General features: G+C 45.0%; 22 protein-coding genes. 8 read left to right on the top strand and 14 right to left on the bottom strand.

Going from position 1 to position 21,142, the window contains the following annotated elements:
* Positions 1-777, bottom strand: a complete 777-nt coding sequence (locus ACY8DX_RS03330) for an SDR family oxidoreductase (RefSeq protein ID WP_049672119.1) — start codon at positions 775-777, stop codon at positions 1-3.
* A complete protein-coding gene (locus ACY8DX_RS03325) occupies positions 774-2,003 on the bottom strand; it encodes an acyl-CoA dehydrogenase family protein (protein WP_049672120.1) in 1,230 nt (409 codons plus the stop codon). Before ACY8DX_RS03325 ends, ACY8DX_RS03330 begins: the two co-directional genes overlap by 4 nt.
* 180 nt (positions 2,004-2,183) lie before the next feature.
* Between ACY8DX_RS03325 and ACY8DX_RS03320 the strand changes: the two genes are divergently transcribed.
* From ACY8DX_RS03320 to ACY8DX_RS03290, 7 genes are all read left to right on the top strand, one after another.
* Entirely contained in the window at positions 2,184-2,936 is a 753-nt protein-coding gene (locus ACY8DX_RS03320; RefSeq protein WP_462406204.1) for a DUF975 family protein, read from the top strand.
* A gap of 149 nt (positions 2,937-3,085) precedes the next feature.
* On the top strand, positions 3,086-4,450 hold the full coding sequence (locus ACY8DX_RS03315; protein ID WP_049672122.1) for an FAD-binding oxidoreductase: 1,365 nt from the start codon (positions 3,086-3,088) through the stop codon (positions 4,448-4,450).
* Between the two features lie 14 nt (positions 4,451-4,464).
* A complete protein-coding gene (locus tag ACY8DX_RS03310) occupies positions 4,465-5,448 on the top strand; it encodes a bile acid:sodium symporter family protein (protein ID WP_049672123.1) in 984 nt (327 codons plus the stop codon).
* Positions 5,449-5,618: 170 nt separating this feature from the next.
* Entirely contained in the window at positions 5,619-5,744 is a 126-nt protein-coding gene (locus ACY8DX_RS03305) for a hypothetical protein (RefSeq protein ID WP_269431795.1), read from the top strand.
* Between the two features lie 244 nt (positions 5,745-5,988).
* A complete protein-coding gene (locus ACY8DX_RS03300) occupies positions 5,989-6,924 on the top strand; it encodes an aldo/keto reductase (RefSeq protein ID WP_439803276.1) in 936 nt (311 codons plus the stop codon).
* Positions 6,925-6,929: 5 nt separating this feature from the next.
* Positions 6,930-7,484 (top strand): GNAT family N-acetyltransferase, encoded by a 555-nt coding sequence (locus ACY8DX_RS03295; protein WP_439803277.1) that lies wholly within the window; start codon positions 6,930-6,932, stop codon positions 7,482-7,484.
* 20 nt (positions 7,485-7,504) lie between these two features.
* Positions 7,505-8,077, top strand: coding sequence for a GNAT family N-acetyltransferase (locus ACY8DX_RS03290; RefSeq protein WP_462406203.1), 573 nt, complete (start codon positions 7,505-7,507; stop codon positions 8,075-8,077).
* A gap of 42 nt (positions 8,078-8,119) precedes the next feature.
* Here ACY8DX_RS03290 and ACY8DX_RS03285 read toward each other — a convergent pair whose 3' ends face one another.
* The 10 genes from ACY8DX_RS03285 to ACY8DX_RS03240 all read right to left on the bottom strand — a co-directional run bounded on the left by ACY8DX_RS03285 (position 8,120) and on the right by ACY8DX_RS03240 (position 18,218).
* The gene (locus tag ACY8DX_RS03285; protein WP_439803279.1) at positions 8,120-9,763 is read right to left on the bottom strand and encodes a SulP family inorganic anion transporter; all 1,644 of its coding nucleotides are present in this window, start codon (positions 9,761-9,763) and stop codon (positions 8,120-8,122) included.
* A 126-nt stretch (positions 9,764-9,889) separates the two neighbouring features.
* Complete coding sequence (locus ACY8DX_RS03280) at positions 9,890-10,681, bottom strand: ABC transporter permease subunit (protein ID WP_439803280.1); 792 nt, start codon at positions 10,679-10,681, stop codon at positions 9,890-9,892.
* 15 nt (positions 10,682-10,696) lie between these two features.
* Positions 10,697-11,494 carry an ABC transporter permease subunit gene (locus tag ACY8DX_RS03275; protein ID WP_439803281.1) on the bottom strand — a complete coding sequence of 266 codons (798 nt, stop codon included), beginning with the start codon at positions 11,492-11,494 and terminating at the stop codon, positions 10,697-10,699.
* Positions 11,491-12,384 carry an ABC transporter ATP-binding protein gene (locus ACY8DX_RS03270; protein ID WP_049672130.1) on the bottom strand — a complete coding sequence of 298 codons (894 nt, stop codon included), beginning with the start codon at positions 12,382-12,384 and terminating at the stop codon, positions 11,491-11,493. The genes ACY8DX_RS03275 and ACY8DX_RS03270 overlap by 4 nt, the downstream gene beginning before the upstream one ends.
* A gap of 227 nt (positions 12,385-12,611) precedes the next feature.
* Positions 12,612-12,992, bottom strand: coding sequence for a hypothetical protein (locus tag ACY8DX_RS03265; RefSeq protein ID WP_049672131.1), 381 nt, complete (start codon positions 12,990-12,992; stop codon positions 12,612-12,614).
* Positions 12,993-13,104: 112 nt separating this feature from the next.
* Positions 13,105-14,202, bottom strand: coding sequence for a PQQ-dependent sugar dehydrogenase (locus ACY8DX_RS03260; RefSeq protein WP_439803289.1), 1,098 nt, complete (start codon positions 14,200-14,202; stop codon positions 13,105-13,107).
* 34 nt (positions 14,203-14,236) lie between these two features.
* The gene (locus ACY8DX_RS03255) at positions 14,237-14,677 is read right to left on the bottom strand and encodes a helix-hairpin-helix domain-containing protein (protein WP_439803282.1); all 441 of its coding nucleotides are present in this window, start codon (positions 14,675-14,677) and stop codon (positions 14,237-14,239) included.
* A gap of 173 nt (positions 14,678-14,850) precedes the next feature.
* Positions 14,851-16,581 carry an aminodeoxychorismate synthase component I gene (gene pabB / locus ACY8DX_RS03250; RefSeq protein WP_462406202.1) on the bottom strand — a complete coding sequence of 577 codons (1,731 nt, stop codon included), beginning with the start codon at positions 16,579-16,581 and terminating at the stop codon, positions 14,851-14,853.
* A complete protein-coding gene (locus tag ACY8DX_RS03245; protein ID WP_462406201.1) occupies positions 16,575-17,150 on the bottom strand; it encodes an anthranilate synthase component II in 576 nt (191 codons plus the stop codon). Before ACY8DX_RS03245 ends, pabB begins: the two co-directional genes overlap by 7 nt.
* A 36-nt stretch (positions 17,151-17,186) precedes the next feature.
* Positions 17,187-18,218, bottom strand: coding sequence for a S66 family peptidase (locus tag ACY8DX_RS03240; RefSeq protein ID WP_462406200.1), 1,032 nt, complete (start codon positions 18,216-18,218; stop codon positions 17,187-17,189).
* A gap of 228 nt (positions 18,219-18,446) precedes the next feature.
* On the opposite strand from ACY8DX_RS03240, the gene ACY8DX_RS03235 reads away from it, so the two are divergent.
* A complete protein-coding gene (locus tag ACY8DX_RS03235) occupies positions 18,447-19,292 on the top strand; it encodes a DUF6612 family protein (protein ID WP_462406886.1) in 846 nt (281 codons plus the stop codon).
* Positions 19,293-19,354: 62 nt separating this feature from the next.
* Here the strand turns inward: ACY8DX_RS03235 and ACY8DX_RS03230 are convergent, their stop codons facing one another.
* Both ACY8DX_RS03230 and ACY8DX_RS03225 read right to left on the bottom strand, forming a co-directional pair.
* Positions 19,355-20,143, bottom strand: a complete 789-nt coding sequence (locus ACY8DX_RS03230; RefSeq protein WP_462406199.1) for a DUF1186 domain-containing protein — start codon at positions 20,141-20,143, stop codon at positions 19,355-19,357.
* Between the two features lie 99 nt (positions 20,144-20,242).
* Positions 20,243-21,142: a TetR/AcrR family transcriptional regulator gene (locus tag ACY8DX_RS03225; RefSeq protein WP_462406198.1), complete on the bottom strand. Its 900-nt coding sequence runs from the start codon at positions 21,140-21,142 to the stop codon at positions 20,243-20,245.

Genomic DNA, 21,142 nt, shown 5'->3' with positions numbered 1-21,142 from the left:
TTAAATCATGGCACTCTTTCCGCCATCCACAACAATGATCTGGCCTGTTACATATCTAGCAGCCTCTGAAGCTAAGAATAAAGCGACTCCCTTCAAATCCTCCTCTCCTCCAAGACGTCCAAGCGGTGTCATATATTCGAGGGTGTCCTTGCCGCGCTCAATCAAGACCTTAGACATCTTCGTCGGGAAGAATCCAGGTGCAATGGCATTAACATTGATTTGATGTCTTCCCCATTTAACAGCGAGGTCCTTCGTGAGCGTGATAATGGCTCCCTTGCTTGCGTTATAGCCGACTGTATCCATCATGTCTGGATGTGTTCCGCCAAGACCGGCAACAGAGGCGATATTGACGATTTTCCCGCCGCCTTGCTCTGCCATCACCTTTCCAACTGCCTGGGACATAAGGAATGTACCAGTTAGATTCACATTGATTACCTTATTCCATGCATCAAGCGGCATTTCAAATGAAGGGGCACCCCATGAGGCCCCGCTATTATTAACAAGAATGTCAATCCTGCCGAAACGGCTGATTGTTTCATCCACGACCCTTTGAATATCATCAGGATTGGATACATCACATTGAATGGCCAGTGTCTTCACGCCTAATGTTTCCAGCTCGCCCGCTGTCTCCTCACATGCCTCCACCTTCCGGGAGCAAAGGACAATATTGGCCCCTGCTTCTGCATAGCCTTTGGCAATCTGCTCACCGAGACCTCGCCCACCGCCTGTAATGATTGCTGTCTTTCCGTTTAGATTAAACATCTCCAAGATACTCATCGTCTAATTCCAGCCTCCTCCTTGTACTTCTTCAATTCAAGCCTTGCAAGCTGGGCTCGATGCACCTCATCCGGTCCATCCGCCAAGCGCAATGTCCGTGCGTTCGCCCATTGAGCCGCAAGCGGATAATCCTCGGATACCCCTGCAGCACCCAGACCTTGCATGGCGCGGTCAATGACACGAAGGGCCATACTCGGCGCCACGACCTTAATCATTGCAATCTCCTTCTTGGCTTCCTTATTGCCGACCGTATCCATCATATAGGCTGCCTTCAACGTCAATAGACGCGCCTGTTCAATCTCTATACGGCTGTCTGCAATCCACTCTTGAATCACACCTTGATTAGCAAGCGGCTTCCCAAAAGCAACTCTCTTGTGTATGCGCTTACATAAAACTTCAAGCGCTCTCTCTGCCGCACCAATTAATCTCATACAATGATGGATTCTCCCGGGTCCAAGCCTGCCTTGTGCAATGGCAAACCCTTTGCCTTCATCCCAAATCATATTCTCAAGCGGAACCCTCACATTGTCATAAGTGATTTCCGCATGGCCGTGCGGTGCATGATCATAACCGAAAACAGGCAGGAGTCGTTCAATCTTGACGCCTGGTGTATTCAGCGGCACTAGAATCATCGACTGCTGCTCATGCCTGTCAGCTGTTCGGTCTGTCTTCCCCATCACAATCGCAATCTCACAGCGCGGATCACCGGCTCCAGATGACCACCATTTCCGGCCGTTAATGACATACTCATCCCTGTCCCTAATGATACTTGCCTCAATATTCGTGGCATCAGAGGACGCGACATCAGGCTCAGTCATCGAGAAGCAGGAGCGAATCTCCCCATTAAGCAACGGCTTCAGCCATCTCTCCTTTTGTTCAGGCGTGCCATAACGTTCAAGCACCTCCATATTGCCAGTATCAGGTGCATTGCAATTGAAAACCTCAGGCCCGATTAGCGACCTTCCCATAATCTCGCATAAAGGTGCATACTCAAGATTGGTCAGACCAGCTCCCTGCTCGCTCTCCGGGAGGAATAGATTCCAAAGCCCCTCTGCCTTCGCCTTCTCCTTCAGCTCCTCCATGATTGGCGGAATACGGCTGAAGCGCGTTTCCTGCTGATTTAATTGCTGTTCATATAGCGTTTCACTCGGATATACATTTTCCTCCATAAATCTTGTAAGCTTTTGTTCTAATTCCTTGACCTTATTAGAATAGGAAAAATTCATTTCTTTCTCTCCCTTCACATACTAACCGGTGGGTATGTTAATTATTTCCAATTATACTGGTTTTAAAGAGATGCACAAGTGATTATTTGAATATTACAAATATTTCATCTTTATTTGACGAATTTTTCTATTTAAACCATACTATAGATAATATATATAAATAATAAAAGGAGATGCATAATGAAGACAAGTACATACAAAACAGCCGCCAAAAATGCCTTAAAAGGCATGTGGGGAGTCGCCATTGGCGTATTCTTTCTCTATTTCATCATTAACAATGTACTGGCGATACCCGACAATGAATATCTATGGTTATTCTATCTCTTGATGATCTTTATCGGAGGACCGCTTAGCATTGGGTACCAATGGTTTCACCTTGAACTTATTCGATATCATAATCCTGGAGTAAGCAACCTATTCTCCGGTTTCACAAAGAATTATCTGCGCAATGTCGGGACCTACTTAATGGTTCTTATCTTCACCTTCCTTTGGTTTCTTTTACTGATTGTGCCTGGAATAATTAAAGGCCTTGCCTATTCCATGACCTTCTTCATCCTGCGTGACAGACCGGAATTGACGGTATTTCAATCCATAACGGAAAGCCGCCGTATGATGGATGGGCAGAAAAAGAATTTATTCGTTTTGATCTTATCCTTCCTGCCATGGGTGCTCATTCCTTTCCTATTAATTATTATTGGGCTGATTGCGATTGCAATCGGAATAGGCGCAAATGATTCAGGCCTATTATTTGCCGGAGGTGCCAGCAGCATCATCGGTTCGATTGCGCTATTCGGAATCTCTATTTATTTGTCTCCTTATTTCACGACTACGATGGCTTCCTTCTATGACAGCCTGATTCCTGCAGATGATTTAGAATCCATCCAGAAAGATGAGAATACGAATCTAATAGATTCTACCCAATCATTCAGGTAGGTCTTTTCTGAAAAAAGCATCTAACCAAAAGGTGCTTTTTTTCATGCCTTTGTCCACGGATTTATTCGCGAAATTTTCTAAAAATTAGAATTATTTGTGATAAAATACTTTTGTAACCAAATATGACAAACAAGAGGGGGATTGATTGAATGGATAATAAATGGGTGAAACAATTAAGAGAAATCGTTAGCGAGGACCAAGTCTCCATCAATGAGACTGTCCTTATTAACCATAGTAAGGATGAATCCTATCATGAGCCTGCCCTCCCCGATGCCGTAGTATTTCCTCATACAACTGCTGAGGTTTCAGCCATCCTTGCCTGGGCAAATGATCATCAAATCCCTATTGTACCTTTCGGCCGTGGAACGAGTCTTGAGGGCCATGCTATTCCTTATGATGGCGGGATATCGCTTGACTTTACTGAGATGGGTCAAATCCTTGATATAAGACCTGAGGATTTAATCGTCAAAGTCCAACCTGGAGTGACTCGCACCCAGTTGAATAAGGAGTTAAGAAAGCATGGTTTATTCTTCTCGGTTGACCCCGGGGCAGATGCCACCCTTGGAGGAATGGCTGCGACCAACGCAAGCGGAACAACTGCAGTCAAATACGGTGTGATGCGCGATCAAATCCGGGATATGGAGGTGGTTCTGGCAGATGGAAGCATCATTCACACTGGAACACTTGCAGCAAAGTCCTCATCCGGCCTTCATCTTAATGGACTTTTCGTCGGCTCAGAGGGAACGCTTGGCTGTATAACAGAGCTGACCTTGCGTGTATTCGGCATCCCTGAGCATGAGGTAGCCGGCCGGGCCGTGTTTTCCTCCACACATGATGCAGTTCTCGCTGTAACGGCACTTACGCAGGCAAGCATTCCGATTGGCCGCGTTGAACTTGTCGATCAGGATTCGATGCGTCAATTTAACCGGCACAGCGGCACAGCCTTTGAGGAGATGCCAACGCTGTTCCTCGAGTTCCATGGCAATCAAGCCGGACTCCTTCAAGATATCGAATTCGCTACAGAAATCTTGAAGGACATGGGCTGCCGCTCGCTTGAATTCAAGGAAGACCTTGCCTCCCGCAACCAAATCTGGGAAGCGCGTCATAACCTTGCTTATGCCTACATCCATTCAGCACCAGGTAAAAAGCTGATGGTCACAGATGTATGTGTCCCCATATCAGAGCTTGCAGCCTCCGTCGATTACACGCGAGAAACCCTAAATGAGATGGGCTTGACTGGAGGAATTGTCGGTCATGTCGGCGACGGGAATTTCCATGCGCTTCTCATGATTGATGTGAATGATCATAAGGAAGTAAAAACAGCGAAGGAATTCAGCGACCGTATCGTCCGCTTCTCTTTGAGCCGCGGCGGAACGAGTACAGGCGAGCATGGAATCGGCATTGGAAAAAGGCAGTATATAACACAGGAGCACGGTCCTGCACTAGAGGTTATGCGTTCCATAAAAAAGGCATTGGACCCGAACAATATTCTCAATCCGAACAAATTATACTAAAAGGAGTTATCCTGATGAAAGTACTTGAAGCGATCAGTACATATGCCGGCAAATATTTTGCCATCCTTGTTATTTTAACGGCCGTTGTTGCTTATTTAATTCCAAGTCCATTCTTAAGCCTTGGAGGCTACATCACCATCCTGCTTGGGATTGTCATGTTCGGAATGGGTTTAACCCTTAAGGCAGCCGATTTTAAGATGGTGCTAACACATCCGGTTCCTGTCATCATTGGCCTTATCGCACAGTTTTCGATTATGCCGCTGGCGGCATTTGGAGTCGCTTATTTGCTTCAACTGCCTCCGGCTCTAGCCGCTGGTCTTGTTCTGCTTGGCTCTGTACCAGGCGGAACAGCCTCCAATGTCATGGTTTATTTGGCTAAAGGCAATGTCCCGCTGTCCATTACGATGACTTCCTGTTCAACCTTGCTCGCACCAATCATGACACCATTCTTATTGCTTGTTTTTGCTGGACAGTGGATGCCTGTTGACGCCGTCGCCATGTTTATGTCCATCATTCAAGTCATTATCATTCCGATTGTGCTGGGACTGGTTGTAAGCAAGCTTCTGCCGAAAACCGTGGAGAAAAGCTTGAACATCATTCCGCTTATTTCTGTGCTCGCCATTATGATTATCATCAGTGCCATTGTTGCCGGCAATCGGGAAAATATCGCTTCTGCCGGATTATTAATCTTTCTTGCCGTCTTCTTGCATAACGCCTTTGGTTTATTCTTCGGCTATCTTGCTGCAAAACTTTTGAAGCTTTCCATACAGGACAGACGCGCAATCAGCATAGAGGTCGGCATGCAGAATTCCGGTCTCGGCGTGTCACTCGCCAAGGCTCACTTTGCTGACCCGATGACGGCCCTTCCAAGTGCATTTGGTGCTGTTTGGCATAATATATCCGGCCCTATCATAGCTACCTACTGGGCCTCCAGATTGGAAAAAGATAAGAATCCAGAAGACGTACCAAATGCTGAAGCTGCCGCAGTTAGGGAATAGCCTGCATGAAGCCTCATTGTATGAACCGGATAACATACAATGAGGCTTTTATTCTGAAAGGAGAAAATCATGTGCAGGATTTATTTTTCTACAATTGGCAGGTTAGAGAGGAACGGTTTGAGTGGTGCTCTCAGGTCTCATTTTAGGAAGGGAGATAGGAGCGGACCGGCATGAAACTCATTCTACCGGGCAATTATCCACCAGGCGCGGCAGATGGAGAAAAACCCTTTCATCTCGAATTTAATTCACCGAACATTAATCTGAAGAGACAGGATGACCTATTTTCGTATTTGTAATAAAATTGATATAATTTTTACTTTATTGATATTGATAATCGTTATCATTTATTATATACTAACGTTAGAACACACAAGCACAAGACCAAAACCATTAGATAAACCCCCACCCCTCTTTGCTGAAGGGCCCATGGAGAAATCCGCGGGCCCTTCGCTTTTTTGTCTTTCTAAAAGACCGTATCATTTCCTCCGGCTCCACCCTGTTTGCTATGATTGAACCATAAGAACATAAGGAGGATTAGACATGTCTGATAAAGTACGTATAGGTAAAACGGATTTGTATATCAATCCAATTGGACTTGGAACAAATGCTGTCGGCGGTCATAATCTGTTTCCTAACCTTAATGAGGAAACAGGCAGGGAAATTGTTCGCACAGCGATCGATCAGGGGATTAACTTCATTGATACAGCATACATATACGGACCTGAGCGATCAGAAGAATTAATTGGCGAGGTCATACGTGAAAAAGGCAAACGTGAGGAGCTCATAATCGCAACAAAGGGCGCTCATAAATTTGTTGAGGACAAAATTGTCCTCGATAATTCACCAGCCTTCCTGCGAAAGACTGTTGAAGACAGCCTCATCCGCCTTCGGACAGACTATATCGACTTGTTTTATATCCATTTTCCTGATGAACATACACCTAAGGATGAAGCCGTAGGCGCATTGAAGCAATTAAAGGATGAAGGAAAAATCCGTGCAATCGGTGTATCAAACTTTTCATTAGAACAATTGAAAGAAGCAAATAAGGACGGCTATGTTGATGTCATTCAATCTGAATACAATCTTTTGAAAAGACAGGCCGAGGAAGACCTGCTCCCATACGCTGATGAACATTCCCTCTCCTTTGTCCCCTATTTCCCGTTAGCCTCTGGGCTATTAACAGGAAAGTACACGAAGAATTCCCCCATCACAGATGGACGGGCCCGTAATCCGCTCTTCCAAGGGGAAGCCTTTGAAGAAAATCTGGCTAAGGTGGAGAAGCTGCGCGAGATAGCTGATGCCAAGGGCGCAGAGGTTGCACACCTCGTGCTTGCCTGGTATTTAAAGCAGGATGCTATTGATGCCGTCATTCCTGGTGCAAAGCAGCCTGAGCAGGTTTTGCATAATATCAAAGCATTGAAAGTAGCGCTGACAGCTGAGGAATGCCGGCAGATCAGCGGCATTTTCAAGAGGTAATGGCTTTGGACAAAGCGATTATCCTTGAATGGAATGGAGAAGAAACGATTTTGCAATCGGTTGCGTTCCTTTATCAAATGGTGTGGAATGACTGGAGCGAGAGCCATATTAGCAGAATTAAGCGTCATACCGGCTATAAAGGATTTCGAGGAGTTACAGTGGTAAAGGACGGAGAGCTTATTGGTTATGCCTATGGCTACTCCTCCCTTTCCGGCCAATATTATCACGAATTATTGGCGAGCCACCTGGCACCAGATACTAGCACCGAATGGCTCAGAGATTGCTTTGAATTTGTAGAGCTGGCTGTACATCCAAGCTGCCGTAAACAAGGACTTGGCGCTCGCCTCCATGATCAGCTGCTAAAGAAGCTTCCCTTTAAGCGAGCCGTCCTAACCACTCAGACAAATAATTGGCCGGCTATCTCTCTTTATCGCTCTAAAGGATGGTCCATCATCAGTGATTCCTTCCTTCCCTATGACGATCCTGAGGAGCCGTTCATCATTTTTGGTAAAACTTTAGACTTAACCAGCCATATTCATCCCGCTGACTACACTTCTTAAGAAAACAGTCCAAATCGCATTTGATTTGGACTGCTGTTTATAGGAGGGAGATAACAATCGAATTATATGGAGAACACATTTACTTACGTGAATTCAAGGAGGAGGATTGTACTGCCGTTCATCAATATGCCTCCGATGAACGGGTTTGTCGTTATCAGCCTTGGGGACCGAACACGGAAGAAGAAACATGCGGATTTGTCTGGCAAAATATCCACGATGCCACCCTCCGACCAAGAAAGCGCTACTGTTTAGCCATTATAGAGAAAATGGGGCATCACTTGATTGGTGCTGGGGAACTTCACATTTCAGATTCCAGCTTCCGCAATGGAGAAATTGGCTACAGCCTTCACCCTTCCTTTTGGGGAAAGGGATTTGCCACGGAGGCTGCCCTGTTATTAATTGACCTTGGCTTCAATAAACTGAATCTTCATCGTATTTATGCCACGTGCGACCCTCGAAACACTGCCTCCTATATGGTGATGAAGAAGGCCGGCTTAACCTGTGAGGGACGGCTGCGTGAGAATCTGCTTATCAAGGATGGCTGGCGCGATTCCTTGTTATACAGCATCTTGGAAACAGACCCCCGGCCATAAAAAAGTGCACTGTGATCCTTCACAGTGCACTACTTGATTTCATTACACAGCCTTTGATTCATTCATATCCATATACTGCAATGCTTGGTCAGTACTCCAGTAGACATGGTCACGACCCACCACATCCAACACGCCGCCTTTTTCAAAACGTTTCAGTACATTTGTCTGTACTCCGCTGAAAACGATCGTGATTCCCTCCTGCTTCTTTGCCTCACAGAACTCAAGCATTGCTTGGACACCCGATGTATCAATAGAAGAAACACCACGCATGGAGAGAATCATCACTCCTTGATGAAGGTCTTCCAAACGCTTTGTCAAAGAATGAACCGTCGCAAAGAAAATAGGTCCTGTCAAATAAACGACCCGAACATGGTCGTGCTCCTCACAAATAGTGATGCCCTTTTCTTTCAATTTATCATCATCAATCTTGCTGATATTCATTTCTACCTCTGCACTGTTGATAACGAATAGAAGGGCTGAAAGAACAATCCCAACCACAATCGCAACGGTCAAATCAAAGACAACAGTTGCAGCCAATGTGAGGGAAAACTTCATAATGGCCCCCCAGAATTTACGGGAGAAGAAGTAATAGATGCTTTCCCACTCATTCATGCGCCATGCTGTCACCATCAAGATACCAGCTAGAGCTGACATCGGGATAGCAGACATAATCGGACTTAGAAGGAACATTGAAAGCAGAAGGCCGACTGCATGGAAGATTCCTGTCAAGCGGGTTGCCATGCCTGCTTTAATTGCCACACTTGTACGTGCAATGGCTGCCGTAGCAGGTACTCCGCCAAAGAACGGAATAATCATATTCCCAATACCCTGAGCGACGAGTTCCCTGTCACCGTTCAATTTCTCGCCAGTCATTCTGCCGGCGGAAGCCCCGCACAGAAGACTTTCAATCATACCGAGAGCCGCGATACTGATAGCGGGCCAGAGGAGATGCTCCATCTTGGCAAGTGACAGATCTCCAAATGCCAGCCTATTTTCCGGGAATAATGTTTTCGGAATATCACCGACAACATCCACCGGCAATTTCAGTACCATATTCAACCCTAAAACAAGTAGAAGAGCTGCCAATGAAGAAGGAATGATGGAATTCCATTTCTTCGGCCAGAATATCATGACAAGCACGGTTAAAAGCCCAATAGCGACTGTTGCCCAATCAGGATGAAATCCAAGCTCAAAATAAGACATGACTTTCTGAATCGCTGTTTCCCCTGCCGATTCAACCCCAAAGAAATTATCTACCTGGCCAAGCGCGATAATAATCGCGATACCAGAAGTAAAGCCTGTAATAACAGGCATAGGAATAATGGATACAACGCGTCCAAATTTAAGGACACCCGCAATAACAAGAATGATACCCGCAAGCATACAAGCAATAAAGACGCCTTCAAGTCCGTATTTTGCCACAACGGCAATCAAAATCGCGGACATGGCGCCTGTCGGTCCTGAAATTTGATAGGACGCACCTGAGAGCATGCTAATAATCAGGCCAGCTAGTATGGCTGTAATTAATCCAGCCGCTGCGTCTGCCCCACTGCTCACTCCAAATGCTAAAGACAATGGTAGCGCGACTGCTGTCACCGTAATTCCTGCCATCAAATCTTTACGTAGCTTCGCTGTTCCATACCCTGCAAACTCATTTTGCAAATCTCGAACATATTGTCTAAGCATCTTTATTCTTCTTTCTATAATGTAGTGTATAACGATGATTTTTGCTTTATCATTATACAGACTTTTGACCTATTTTTCTAGGCGTTATTCACCATCCATTTTATTACAAACGGAATTCAAGATTGGCTACAGCTTCATATCTCTTCTCCTATATTCTCGGAAAGTTATGGCCAGAAGTACAGCCAGAACTGTACATGCGACACCTGTCAAGCTGCTAGCGAAGCCCTCTCCCTCAATCAGATTATGGGTATTTATATATTCAAATGGTGTTACATATCGGAGAAACTTAAGCTTCTCGTATAACGACATCAGGATGGAAGCCATGTAGAGAATTAGCAGTACCCCTGCCGATAGACCTATTGAGAGCTTTGGGTTGCGGCAAACAGCCGCAATTGCTGAACCAGCAGCCATGAAAATGGACTGAACAATCAACAAACCAAGCATCACCATCACTAAACTGCCAGTATGCCCCTCTTCATAAGAGACGATACCAATAATGGATGCCCCGAAAACGATTAAATTAATCATCAGTAATTGAATAACTCCAGCTGCCAGCTTATACAACACAATCTTATTTCTAGAGATTGGTTTAGCGAGCAAAAATTCCGCTGTCTTATCCCGTTCCTCCTTCGCAATTAAAGAAGAACCAAGCATAATGGCATGCACCGCACAAAGAATCAGAAGATAGTTAAAGAGAACTAGATAGTAGCCAAGGACATTACCTATGTCTAAATGATCCATACCAAAGATAATCTGCACAGACTCCGGCATCGCATCAAGCAATGAACCGATTGCATTTCCGCTGTTTTGGAAACCTTTATATTCAATCATTCCATCCGCCACAACAAAAATAATGCCAAGTCCCCAAAACAACAAACCTCTTATGCTGGACTTTAATTCTCTGCCAATGATATTCATGGACTTCCGCCTCCCTTAAGCCACCTTAATATCCTTCTTGGAAAATGTCCGGTATACTAGGCACACTGCGCAGCAGATCAGGATGGCTAACAGCCCTATATACTTCCACTCATAGGTTGTATGCTTGACGATAAATCCCATATCAAAGTATTGAAATGGCGTTACATACCGCATCCCCTTTACTTCAGTGAGAGAAGTGAGCATGTTGAGTACATAAAAGCTGAACACCACACTGACAGAAACAATGACCGGCGACTTAATGCCTTGTGCAAAGATAGAAAAAAGCAGGCCTAATGTCAGAAAGAAAACCTGAAGCCATAGGGCTGCACCTGAGAACAAGAGAAGAACTTCAGTATCCGGCTTCTGTACGGCCAGCAATGGAGATATCAAATAGACCACTGCTGTATAGACCATATTCGTCCCAAGCAGGCAGATCAAGGCTGCCAGAACCTTAGAGGACAGAATCATCTTTCGTCCAATTGGTTTGCTGAGAAGAAATTCAGCCGTTCCTCCATTAATTTCTTTATTTAGGAGACCAATGCCGATATTCATGGCTTGGATGGAGAAGCCAAGCAGAATGAACATAAAGATATACGCATAATAGCCTTCATAAGAGGTAATCATCGACATATCCACATCAAGTGCCCGCAGCATTTCCTCCGGATAGCTTTGAAGAACGTTTCTGAAATCCTCCGCCTCATCATAGAATGACGGAAAAAAGGATAAGAAAAGGGTGGAAAAGGCAAGTAAGCCCAGAATCCATATAACCAATCCATTTCTCATCATGTACAGCTCATGCCGAAATAGGTTCATGATTTCTCACTCCCCTTTTGGTAATAGTGAAGAAAGATTTCCTCAAGATCTGGCTCATCAATCCATATATTGCGTAAATCGCATGCTGATAGGACTTTGATCAACGAATTGATATCCCCCTTATACAAGAAGTTTGCCGTTTTCCCGTCTATTGTTAATTGATTGACACCCGCAATCATCAGCATGTTTTCGTCAATAGGCTGATTGAATTCAATCCGGATAATCTTATGCTTTTTCTCCTGGAGCTCCTTAATTTGCTCAACGGCTGCAATCTTGCCTTCTTTAATGATTGCCACTCGGCTGCACAGCCGCTCCACCTCGCTTAATATATGGGACGATAATAGAATGGTCGCCCCTTTCCGATTCTCTTCTTTGAGCAATTGAAAAAACGTTTGCTGCATTAAGGGATCCAAACCGCCAGTCGGTTCATCCAAAATGATGAGCTTCGGTTCATGCAGTAGAGCTTGAATAATCCCTGCCTTCTTTCTGTTCCCAAAGGAAAGGTCACCGATTCTCTTTGATAAGTCTAGCTGCATAATCTCCGCAAGCTCCTTGATTCTCTTGCGGCAATCCTTCCGGTAAAAGCTCGCCGAATAGGCCAATAAATCCTTTACTTTCATCTTCTCGTAATAAAACACTTCAGAAGGCAAATAGCCGATATCCTGCTTGATTTCTGCTGCATGTCGGATAGAATCCTTCCCAAATATTTTTGCTTTCCCGCTTGTCGGGTAAATGATAGAGAGCAGGGTGCGAATCGTCGTGCTTTTACCAGCTCCGTTTGGACCGATAAACCCGAAAATCTCTCCATCCTCGACCTGAAAGCTCACATTCTCAATGGCAGTATTCCTTCCGTATTTCTTTGTCAGATTTTCTATTTCAATTACCTTCATACGTCATCCCTCCTTTTCATCTGCCGCTAAAAATAATTATGACAAACCAACCCTAAATATTGTGCAATTTCTCTAATAGGTCATAAATAAATCTTTAAAGAGTGGGTCCATTTCCGGAAGCAAAATCTTCGGTAACGCATTGTCAATAATTGAACAGATGAATACATTCCATAAAATCATCGGGCAAATTAACGAGCGCAATCATCACATCGGTTTTAGCTCCTTACTCATTTATAGAGACTTGATGCTAAGAAAATCTCAATTAGACCAATGACACCATAGATAGGCTGCAATGGACTGACAAAACCAATGAGAATAACTTGAACTATAATCCACACGGTCAGCACTATCCCAAACAAGAGTCCGGCTGCGGCTGCCTGTTTTCCCCTATGAGTAAAACACCAATAAGCTGCCCATCCGCTGCCTATGCCATTGAAGATAAATAATAGCAGCCCAGGAATAAACCAACTGCTCACGAATGGAATACGCTCCAAATATTCCTCAGGCATATCTAATCCATTCACCATTAATCCTATTCCTCCTGCCAATGCCCCAACAGATACAAAAGCCAGGATACAGCCTAACAAAACCCGAACATATCGATGCATCTTCCCCACCTCCATTAATCTCTTAATATTATTTTAATATAATTTAGATTAATGGAACAATTTCACGCATTAGAAAAGGGAGCCTCTCTCCCGCTCCCCTGCTAGTCTTTTTCTATTTTGAGATCAAACGGATGATTTTGTCATCGCCGCCCTGCGGTACACCGCGCCCGTCATGATTATTTGTGAGAAAATAGATTGAACCATCTGGTGCTTCCGCTACATTTCGAATACGGCCGTATTTCCCCTTAAACAAGGTATCTGTCTTTACGACCTTGCTGCCATCTTCACTTAATTCCACCTTCAAGATTTGATTTCCTCGTAAATTGGCCACAAGGAGCTGATTCTTCCATTCTCCCTCTGTGATGAAAGCCATCCCTGAAGGGGCCCAGGTTTCTTCACCGCTATGAAGAAGCGGAGAAATCATTCCCTCTTTCGTTTCATCCCCTTCAATAACAGGCCAACCGTAATTTTTGCCTTTATGAATAAGATTAATCTCATCATGGGCTGTCTGTCCATGCTCAGAGCTGTATAGCTGGCCAGTCTCTGGATGCCAGGCCAGACCTTGCGGGTTTCGGTGGCCATAGCTGTAAACCGGTGAATCCTCAAATGGATTATCCTCGGGAATACTTCCGTCCAGATGTATGCGAAGGATCTTGCCGCCCAGGCTTGTTTCCTCCTGGGCTAACTCTGGCTCATACCGATCCCCTGCTGTGATATAGAGCAGCCCATCTGGCCCAATCTTCAGTCTTCCGCCATTATGGTTTGTGTCACCGACAATCCCATCAAGGATAACCTTATCTATCTCCGCCTTATCCTTATGAACGATTACTCTCAATACCCGATTCAAGATGTCGCCATCCTTCTCATAGCTATGATAAATATATAAGTATTGATTAGCGGCGAAATCCGGATCGAGGGCCAGTCCGAGTAATCCTCCCTCTCCCTCACTGATAAAAGGGGCTGGGAAAGATAGCAAAGGCTCTTCAACCAGTTCTCCATCCCGAATCATCCGCAGATTACCCGGCCTCTCCGTAAAGAAAAGATTCCCCTCTCCGGCAAACGCTACTTCCCAAGGTACATTCAGCTCTTCGGCAACCGTCTCTATTCCATACGGCAGGGCTGATTCGTCAGAGGACTGATTCCCATCAGCAGGGTTTGTCTCGGTATCTGAGCAGCCTGCAAAAACAAGCAGAACCAGACAGCTTAACATCATCCACCGTTTCACGCCTATCCCTCCTCTGTTCTCATTCTCGCGCTTTTGGCCTATCTTTTGGATACCCGCGTGAATCACGGTATGTTTTCCGTTCCTTTGTGAAATCCGGCCATTCACGCCGGCTGGCAGGTTCATTCGCGTGGTGGACAATACACCTGATTTGGTCTTCTACACAAGGGTCCACTCGGTGGCCGATTCTGCTTTCGAATAAATCAAGCAATTGAGCCGGTTCCTCATCCTTTACTTCCTCTAAAGAATAAAAACCTAGATGCTGAACCATCATTTTGGCAGCACGGGGCCCAATCGATGGAATTTGCTGAAACTGAGCAAGCGCGATAAGTCTTTCTGCTCTTGCTTGCTCGCAGCCGAGTATCTCACTTAACGCCTGCGGTGTCGTATGAGCAATCTCTGCCACCTTGATCCGAGAAGTGCGCAGCTTTTGTTTCTCAGAATCTGTTAAGGATAACTTCATTTTGTCCACCTTCCTTGTTTCATTCTTTGATTGTTCGAACCAAATCCTCTTTCGTTAAATATTACCACATTTATCCGGTAATCCCCTTCATTCTTTCTAACTGATTTATATGTAATATAAGCAAAAAACAGGCGGAGCAACATCATATTGATTACTCCAGCCTGTTTCACGCTTCAATCATTCTCAGGTGTAAATTCCACCTCAATCCATTTACGCACACTATTGATTAGCCATACCTTCGAGCATACCTGTAAATCTTCGATACGGAGGACTTTCTCCTCGATTGCTCCTTCCGTTAACAGCCGTTCGCGGAAGGTCCCGCCAAGCAGACCGCAGCTAACAGGCGGCGTGTACAAACAGCCATCCATTTCAACAACCATATTTCCATTTGTAAACTCAGTCAATTCCCCTTTTTCATTCCATAGAAGTACATCAAAGACAGTGGAACTCACATCTTTCCGTTCTTCATATACGGTCCGATTCGTTGTCTTATGATAAAGGAAAGGATTCCCGCTTAATACTGGCTCCTTAGCTAAGGCTGCCTTCTGCCTTCCTTTCACCGGTTCGATTGGAACCGCATCCCATTTAAAAAGACCGCTCCGACTAGATAGCAAGCGTACCTTATAAAGCCCCTCCCGATGAGCCTCAGCTACCTCAGCTAAGGATTGGCGAGCTGTCTCCACGGAGAATGGAAAGCCAAAGTAATCAGCAGATTTTTGCATGCGATTCATATGCTCGTCAAGCAAATAAAAGCAGCCATTCTCAAGAGCAATGGATTCAAGGAGATCAAATTGGACAGCCTTCTTCCGCAAAACGGCAGCCTTCGCGACCGTTTCCTCATATTCATCTCCTGCCTCGGAATCCCAGGTTATTCCCCCGCCAACACCATATTCTGCCCGGCCGGTAGGGTTATGGACGACGACTGTACGAATCGGGACATTGAAGACAGTCTCTCCGTTTGGTGATAAATACCCGATGGCACCACAATAGACCTCACGTGGCTTTTCCTCAAGCTCAGAGATAATTTCCATCGTCTTCACCTTTGGAGCACCAGTAATAGAGCCGCATGGGAATAAGGCCTGAAAAATATCAGAAAGCCCCGCGGAATCCTCGACCTCGGCTGTTACAGTTGAGGTCATTTGATAGACAGTCGGGTATTTCTCGATATCAAATAATTGTGGAACCTTCACGGTGCCTTTCTTCGCAATCTTGCTCAAATCATTTCGTAATAAATCTACAATCATCACATTCTCTGCCTGATTCTTTTCAGAGGCTGCAAGCCACTCCGCCTTTCCTTTGTCATCCTCCCATGTCGTTCCGCGCTTGACCGTTCCCTTCATTGGGCGAGCTGTAATATGGCGGTCCTTCATCTGAAAGAATAACTCAGGCGACGCCGATATCACGGTATAGTCATCCGTCTCCAAATAAGCAGAATAACGTGCCGACTGGGCAGCAGCTAAATCATGATAAAATTTGAGCGAATCTCCCTTGAAGGAGGCATTCAACCGTATCGTATAATTCACCTGATACGTATCACCATTTTCGATTCGGCCTTTTATCGCAGAAATCGCCTCTGCATATTTTTCCCGCTTAATAGAAGGAGTCCATTCCGATACCGTATATTCTCCATCAGCTGCTGGCACTTCTTCGCCTGCTTGTTCATAGAGCCCGAACCAAACGAGCGGCATCTCAGACGGCACTGAAGCAAGAGCTGCATCAAAAGCAGGCGCAGCTTCATACGATACATACCCCGCTGCATAATACCCGTTGTCAACGGCAGCCTGCACCTTCTCCAAAATCACTGGAACCTCCTCGAGCAAGTCCGTTGAAAGGACCTCAACCGGCTGATCAAATACCTGTCTCTTTATTATGTTGTCAGTCCCCGCGAAATCGAATATCAGCATGATTTGTTCTCCTCGAAAAATTGATTGATCATATCTAAGCCATACTCCGTCAAAATGGCCTCTGGATGGAACTGCACACCTTCAACCTGGTATGCTTTATGACGAAGGCCCATTATTTCCCCTTCAGGACTTAAGGCCGTTACCTCAAGACAATCTGGCAGCGTATGAGGGCAGACAATCAATGAATGATACCTCGCCACAGAAACTCGGTTTGGCAATCCGCGGAAGACAGACTTCCCATCATGGCTAATTTGTGAAACCTTTCCATGCATCGGTCTTTTTGCCTTTACCACTTCACCGCCAAAGAATTGGCCAATGAGCTGATGTCCGAGACAAACACCAAGAATCGGCACCTTTCCGCAAAATGCCTCAAGTACATCAAGACAGATGCCAGCCTGATCTGGATTGCCGGGTCCTGGCGAGAGTAAGATTCCGCTTGGTTTGAGTCTCTCAATATCCCAGATTGTACATTCATCATTTTTGAGAATCGTCATTTCTTTGCCAAGCTGCCTTAAGTATTCTACTAAGTTATACGTAAACGAATCATAATTATCTATCACAACAATCATCTAAAATTAATCTCCATCATCGGTAATCATTATTTGTTAGCTTACGCCTGATTCTACTATGCGAAACGATTTTTGTTCACAATCAATTTCTGCCATTGCTCCATAAGGCATGACAGCCATCGGAGCAGTATGTCCAAAGCTCATATTATAAAATATTGGAAGATCGCTTAATCCTAGCTCATCGCGGACGACCTCAAGAATTACTTCCTTATATTCTTCATAATATTGTTCATCATACGGCTTGGCAAACAGCAGCCCTGCTGCATTTTCCAGGATGCCCTGCACGCCGTAATTCCGAAGCCATCTTCGCAGCATACCAGGGACCGTTTTCTCTTCCGACGTCTCAAAAAAGATGAGTTTCCCATCCCACTCTGCCTTGTCTGGCCATACTTCCGTTCCCTTCGCCATTTCAAGCACTTCCATACAGCCGCCTAGCAAACGGCCATTCCTAATCCCCGCGCCTTGCAGTACTTCATAATCCCCGCTTGGCTGCATTCTTCTCGGCCGCTCTTCACTCCCTTCCCAAGGGATGAATTCGCTCGTCCATTCTGCCGGAGGCTCTACTTCTCCAATTGGCTCATCTGAGAAGAGCACCTTCCTCACCCACTTCTCCGTGTACGGAAAAAGAGCGCCGTTTTCTGCGAATTCCGCTAGAATAGACGGACCGTAATAGCTCATGACCCCAGCTTTATAACAGATTAAATGCGTAATAGTCGAATCCGAGTAACCAAGAAAGATTTTTGGATTTTGGCGGATTGCTTCATAATCCACATAGGGAATCATTCGAATGCTGTCCTCTCCGCCAATACATGAGAAGATTCCCTTCACAGACTCATCACGGAATGCATGATTCAGATCTCTTGCCCGTTCCTCAGGATGCTGATAGACATATACCTCCCCCTTTAAAGTATGAGGCAGCTCTGATACGTTAAGACCAAATAGCTTTTCCACCCTGTTGATTCCACGCTGATAGCGGGCAAGAAACTCTGATTCACCGGCCATTCCAGATGAGAGACTCACTGTCACAATACGATCGCCTGCCCGTAATTTCTTTGGCTTACGAAGCATCTCAATCGACTCCTTTTCCAAAAAGTTCTCTCAATTTTCTCATATTTTTACAATCTTTAAAATGTTTGTGGTATGCTTCTTACATAAAATAAATCTGCTGTCCTTACATAATGGAGTTTCAAATGACATAGTGATTAATTGGCTGTGTTTTTGCGGTGCTTCATTAAGAAAGCTTGCAGATAGGGGGCTGGCCAGCCTCCTCAAACAACAAAGGGAGGAAGCAATTTGATGAAACGTATCTTGTCCGCCTTGTCTGTTTCCATACTCTCCATGGTCCTGCTCGTCGCATGCAGTGAAACAGCAGAGCCTGTTAACGAGAGTGAGAGCAAACAAACGAACAAAAACGGCAGCAACGAATCAGAGCTTACGATTAAGGAAGTGTACGATAAAATGATGGAAGCTTCCGAGGATATCAACAGCTTTGTCATGGATATGGAAATGGAGCAGGAAATCATCGAGGGTGATAATGAGCCGGTTCCAACACACTCCACCATTCACTCCAAATTCGTCCAAAAGCCTATCGGTCTAGAGCAAAAGATAGAGATGACCATTGACGGCGAATCGATTTCGACCGAGCAGTACATCACAGAAGAGGGCTTCTACATGTACGATCCCGCCCAAAAGGTTTGGATGAAATACAGTGAAGGCCACGAACAATTAATGGCCCAGATGGAGGCACAATCCGGATTGGATCAAACCCAAACATTAAGTGAGCTTCAATCCTATATTAATGATTTTACTTTTAAGCAAAATGATAAGGAATTCATCCTCACACTTGATGCTGATGATGAGAAGTTCAATTCACTTGTCCAAAAGGAGCTTTCCTCTGGAGCAGTTGAAATGCCGGATGTACAAGACTTAGAGATTAACGGAATTGAATATGAAATATTTGTCGATAAAGAGACCTATCTCCCAAGCCAAATGAATATCGTTATGAATATCAACATGAAGGCAGAAGGACAAAAGGTCACCCTTAAACAGGCTATTGACACCACTTATTCAGACTACAATACAATCGACTCAATCACCGTTCCTAAAGAAGCACTCGAGCAGGCGGTTGAGCTCGAAATGTAACAGCCAATTTGGCAAACAAGCCCGCTCCAGTCTAGCTTGGAGCGGGCTTCGTCTGCTTAGAATCAACGCCCCCATTCATACCATCCATCCAGCTCCTCATGAACATTGGTAATCGGCTTGTATTGATCTTCCTTATCAAGTATTGTTCCGTCATTAAAATGGGCCTCCACATCATCCGGAGCAATCATGGAGCCATCTGCCCTTTTCTCTTCAAAAACACTCATGATGTCATCACTCAGCTCCCTGAAATCAAGCTCCATACAGGAGTCAATCAGCAGGGTATAGAGAATGCCGGATTCATCATCCAAATCTCCCTGCAGAAGATCATGATAATAGTATTGAATCAATTCTCTCGATATCTTTTTCTGTCTCACTAATGCCGTAATGGCTTGGAAGCCGACACCTCGAATAAGTTCATCCAATGAAGTATCGTCAATTAAATCGAAGATGGCATCAAGTTCAGGGAAGGATACTAAATCACTCTCCATGACAGCTAAACCGCTGTATAGATTGGCAAGGATTCGTCCGCCGCAGTTTGTCAGCAAATCCCCATATAAAGCAAAGGCGGTATCATCTGGTAATTGCAATGTACGTAAGTATGGGGCAAAGGCATCCGCAGCTTGAAACTGGCTTAACAGCAACACAGCATAGATATGATCAAAGCGACTAGGCGTATCTGTAAATAAGCCTGGTGAAACCGAGACCAATTCAACGATTTTTAACAGCTCTGGAATGGATTCTTCCCGGCGCTTGATTAATTCATCTAACGCTTCCCTCGGATATCTTCCCTGGTCATAGCGAATTTCCTCGAGCAGTTTCTCCATTGAAAGCGACTGCATCTCCTTCATCATCCTCACTCCCTTATCTACTATATATCCATTTTATCAGATAACGTCGATGGCTCTCCAACTCATCACGCATCAAAAAAAGGGCTGTACATAGACAGGCCCTTACTCCGTTACGTTTTCCAGCCATATACCCACTAGTTCTTTAAAACGATCAAACACATCCAAGCGCTGAAAATACCTCTCTCTGCTTAAGGAATCAAGGATGGTTTTAACCAATACAGGCCGGGGATGACGCTGGTGCATCATCTCATCCTGAATGAAATCGAGCATTTGGACATAGCCGCTCCGCTCATGCTCTTTTAAATCATGGCCGATTGTCCGCTTTAGCTGATTCATCTTCTGGAGGAACTCATAGCGAAGGTCTCTGCTTCCTTTAGGCCCGGCTGGGATAAAGGAATCCAGCACTTCAGGCTCAAGCATTTGACGGTCTTTCTCACTGACATCCTCGAGGATGACTTCCACAGCTCTTACACAATATCGAATAACCTCATCAATCCGTTCTTCTCCCTTTGCCGTAACATAGAACCACATATAATGCTGAAGCAGTGAACCAAGGATAATGGCACAGTCTAGCAAATACGGTTTTTTGTCGTCCCCGAAGACATCTGCCAGACGATTACGCAGCCAATTGATATACAGCCATCTCGTTTGTTTAATAAAGTCCTTCACATCTTGTTCATTTGAGCTCATGACATCATCAATCAAGAGGAAGAAGCGGTTGTGAAAGGAGGATGTGATATGTAGCTTCAATTGCCCGATGAATATCTCCATATCGCCGAGGTCATGGCCAAAAAGCAATTCGTCCCGGCGTGCATGATGCTCCTCAAGAAAGGAATCATACACCGCCTTAAAGAGATCCACCTTGCTCGGGAAATAATTATAAAAGGTACCGCGTGATATATTGCTGTCCTCCAAAATGTCTTGAATGGATGTATTCCGATAGCCCTTTTCTAGAAATAATCGCTTTGCGTGAGTGATTACCTGTCTTTTTCGTTCATTCAA

Source organism: Gracilibacillus sp. Marseille-QA3620 (genome assembly GCF_054950035.1).
The sequence above is the reverse complement of the archived record's forward strand: the minus strand, read 5'-3'. Positions and strand labels throughout refer to the sequence as shown.

Coding starts and splice junctions, on each gene's coding strand:
- ACY8DX_RS03330 (WP_049672119.1), bottom strand. CDS start 777: ATGAGTATCTTGGAGATGTTTAATCTAAACGGAAAGACAGCAATCATT.
- ACY8DX_RS03325 (WP_049672120.1), bottom strand. CDS start 2,003: ATGAATTTTTCCTATTCTAATAAGGTCAAGGAATTAGAACAAAAGCTT.
- ACY8DX_RS03320 (WP_462406204.1), top strand. CDS start 2,184: ATGAAGACAAGTACATACAAAACAGCCGCCAAAAATGCCTTAAAAGGC.
- ACY8DX_RS03315 (WP_049672122.1), top strand. CDS start 3,086: ATGGATAATAAATGGGTGAAACAATTAAGAGAAATCGTTAGCGAGGAC.
- ACY8DX_RS03310 (WP_049672123.1), top strand. CDS start 4,465: ATGAAAGTACTTGAAGCGATCAGTACATATGCCGGCAAATATTTTGCC.
- ACY8DX_RS03305 (WP_269431795.1), top strand. CDS start 5,619: ATGAAACTCATTCTACCGGGCAATTATCCACCAGGCGCGGCAGATGGA.
- ACY8DX_RS03300 (WP_439803276.1), top strand. CDS start 5,989: ATGTCTGATAAAGTACGTATAGGTAAAACGGATTTGTATATCAATCCA.
- ACY8DX_RS03285 (WP_439803279.1), bottom strand. CDS start 9,763: ATGCTTAGACAATATGTTCGAGATTTGCAAAATGAGTTTGCAGGGTAT.
- ACY8DX_RS03280 (WP_439803280.1), bottom strand. CDS start 10,681: ATGAATATCATTGGCAGAGAATTAAAGTCCAGCATAAGAGGTTTGTTG.
- ACY8DX_RS03275 (WP_439803281.1), bottom strand. CDS start 11,494: ATGAACCTATTTCGGCATGAGCTGTACATGATGAGAAATGGATTGGTT.
- ACY8DX_RS03270 (WP_049672130.1), bottom strand. CDS start 12,384: ATGAAGGTAATTGAAATAGAAAATCTGACAAAGAAATACGGAAGGAAT.
- ACY8DX_RS03265 (WP_049672131.1), bottom strand. CDS start 12,992: ATGCATCGATATGTTCGGGTTTTGTTAGGCTGTATCCTGGCTTTTGTA.
- ACY8DX_RS03260 (WP_439803289.1), bottom strand. CDS start 14,202: ATGTTAAGCTGTCTGGTTCTGCTTGTTTTTGCAGGCTGCTCAGATACC.
- ACY8DX_RS03255 (WP_439803282.1), bottom strand. CDS start 14,677: ATGAAGTTATCCTTAACAGATTCTGAGAAACAAAAGCTGCGCACTTCT.
- pabB (WP_462406202.1), bottom strand. CDS start 16,581: ATGCTGATATTCGATTTCGCGGGGACTGACAACATAATAAAGAGACAG.
- ACY8DX_RS03245 (WP_462406201.1), bottom strand. CDS start 17,150: ATGATTGTTGTGATAGATAATTATGATTCGTTTACGTATAACTTAGTA.
- ACY8DX_RS03240 (WP_462406200.1), bottom strand. CDS start 18,218: ATGCTTCGTAAGCCAAAGAAATTACGGGCAGGCGATCGTATTGTGACA.
- ACY8DX_RS03235 (WP_462406886.1), top strand. CDS start 18,447: ATGAAACGTATCTTGTCCGCCTTGTCTGTTTCCATACTCTCCATGGTC.
- ACY8DX_RS03230 (WP_462406199.1), bottom strand. CDS start 20,143: ATGATGAAGGAGATGCAGTCGCTTTCAATGGAGAAACTGCTCGAGGAA.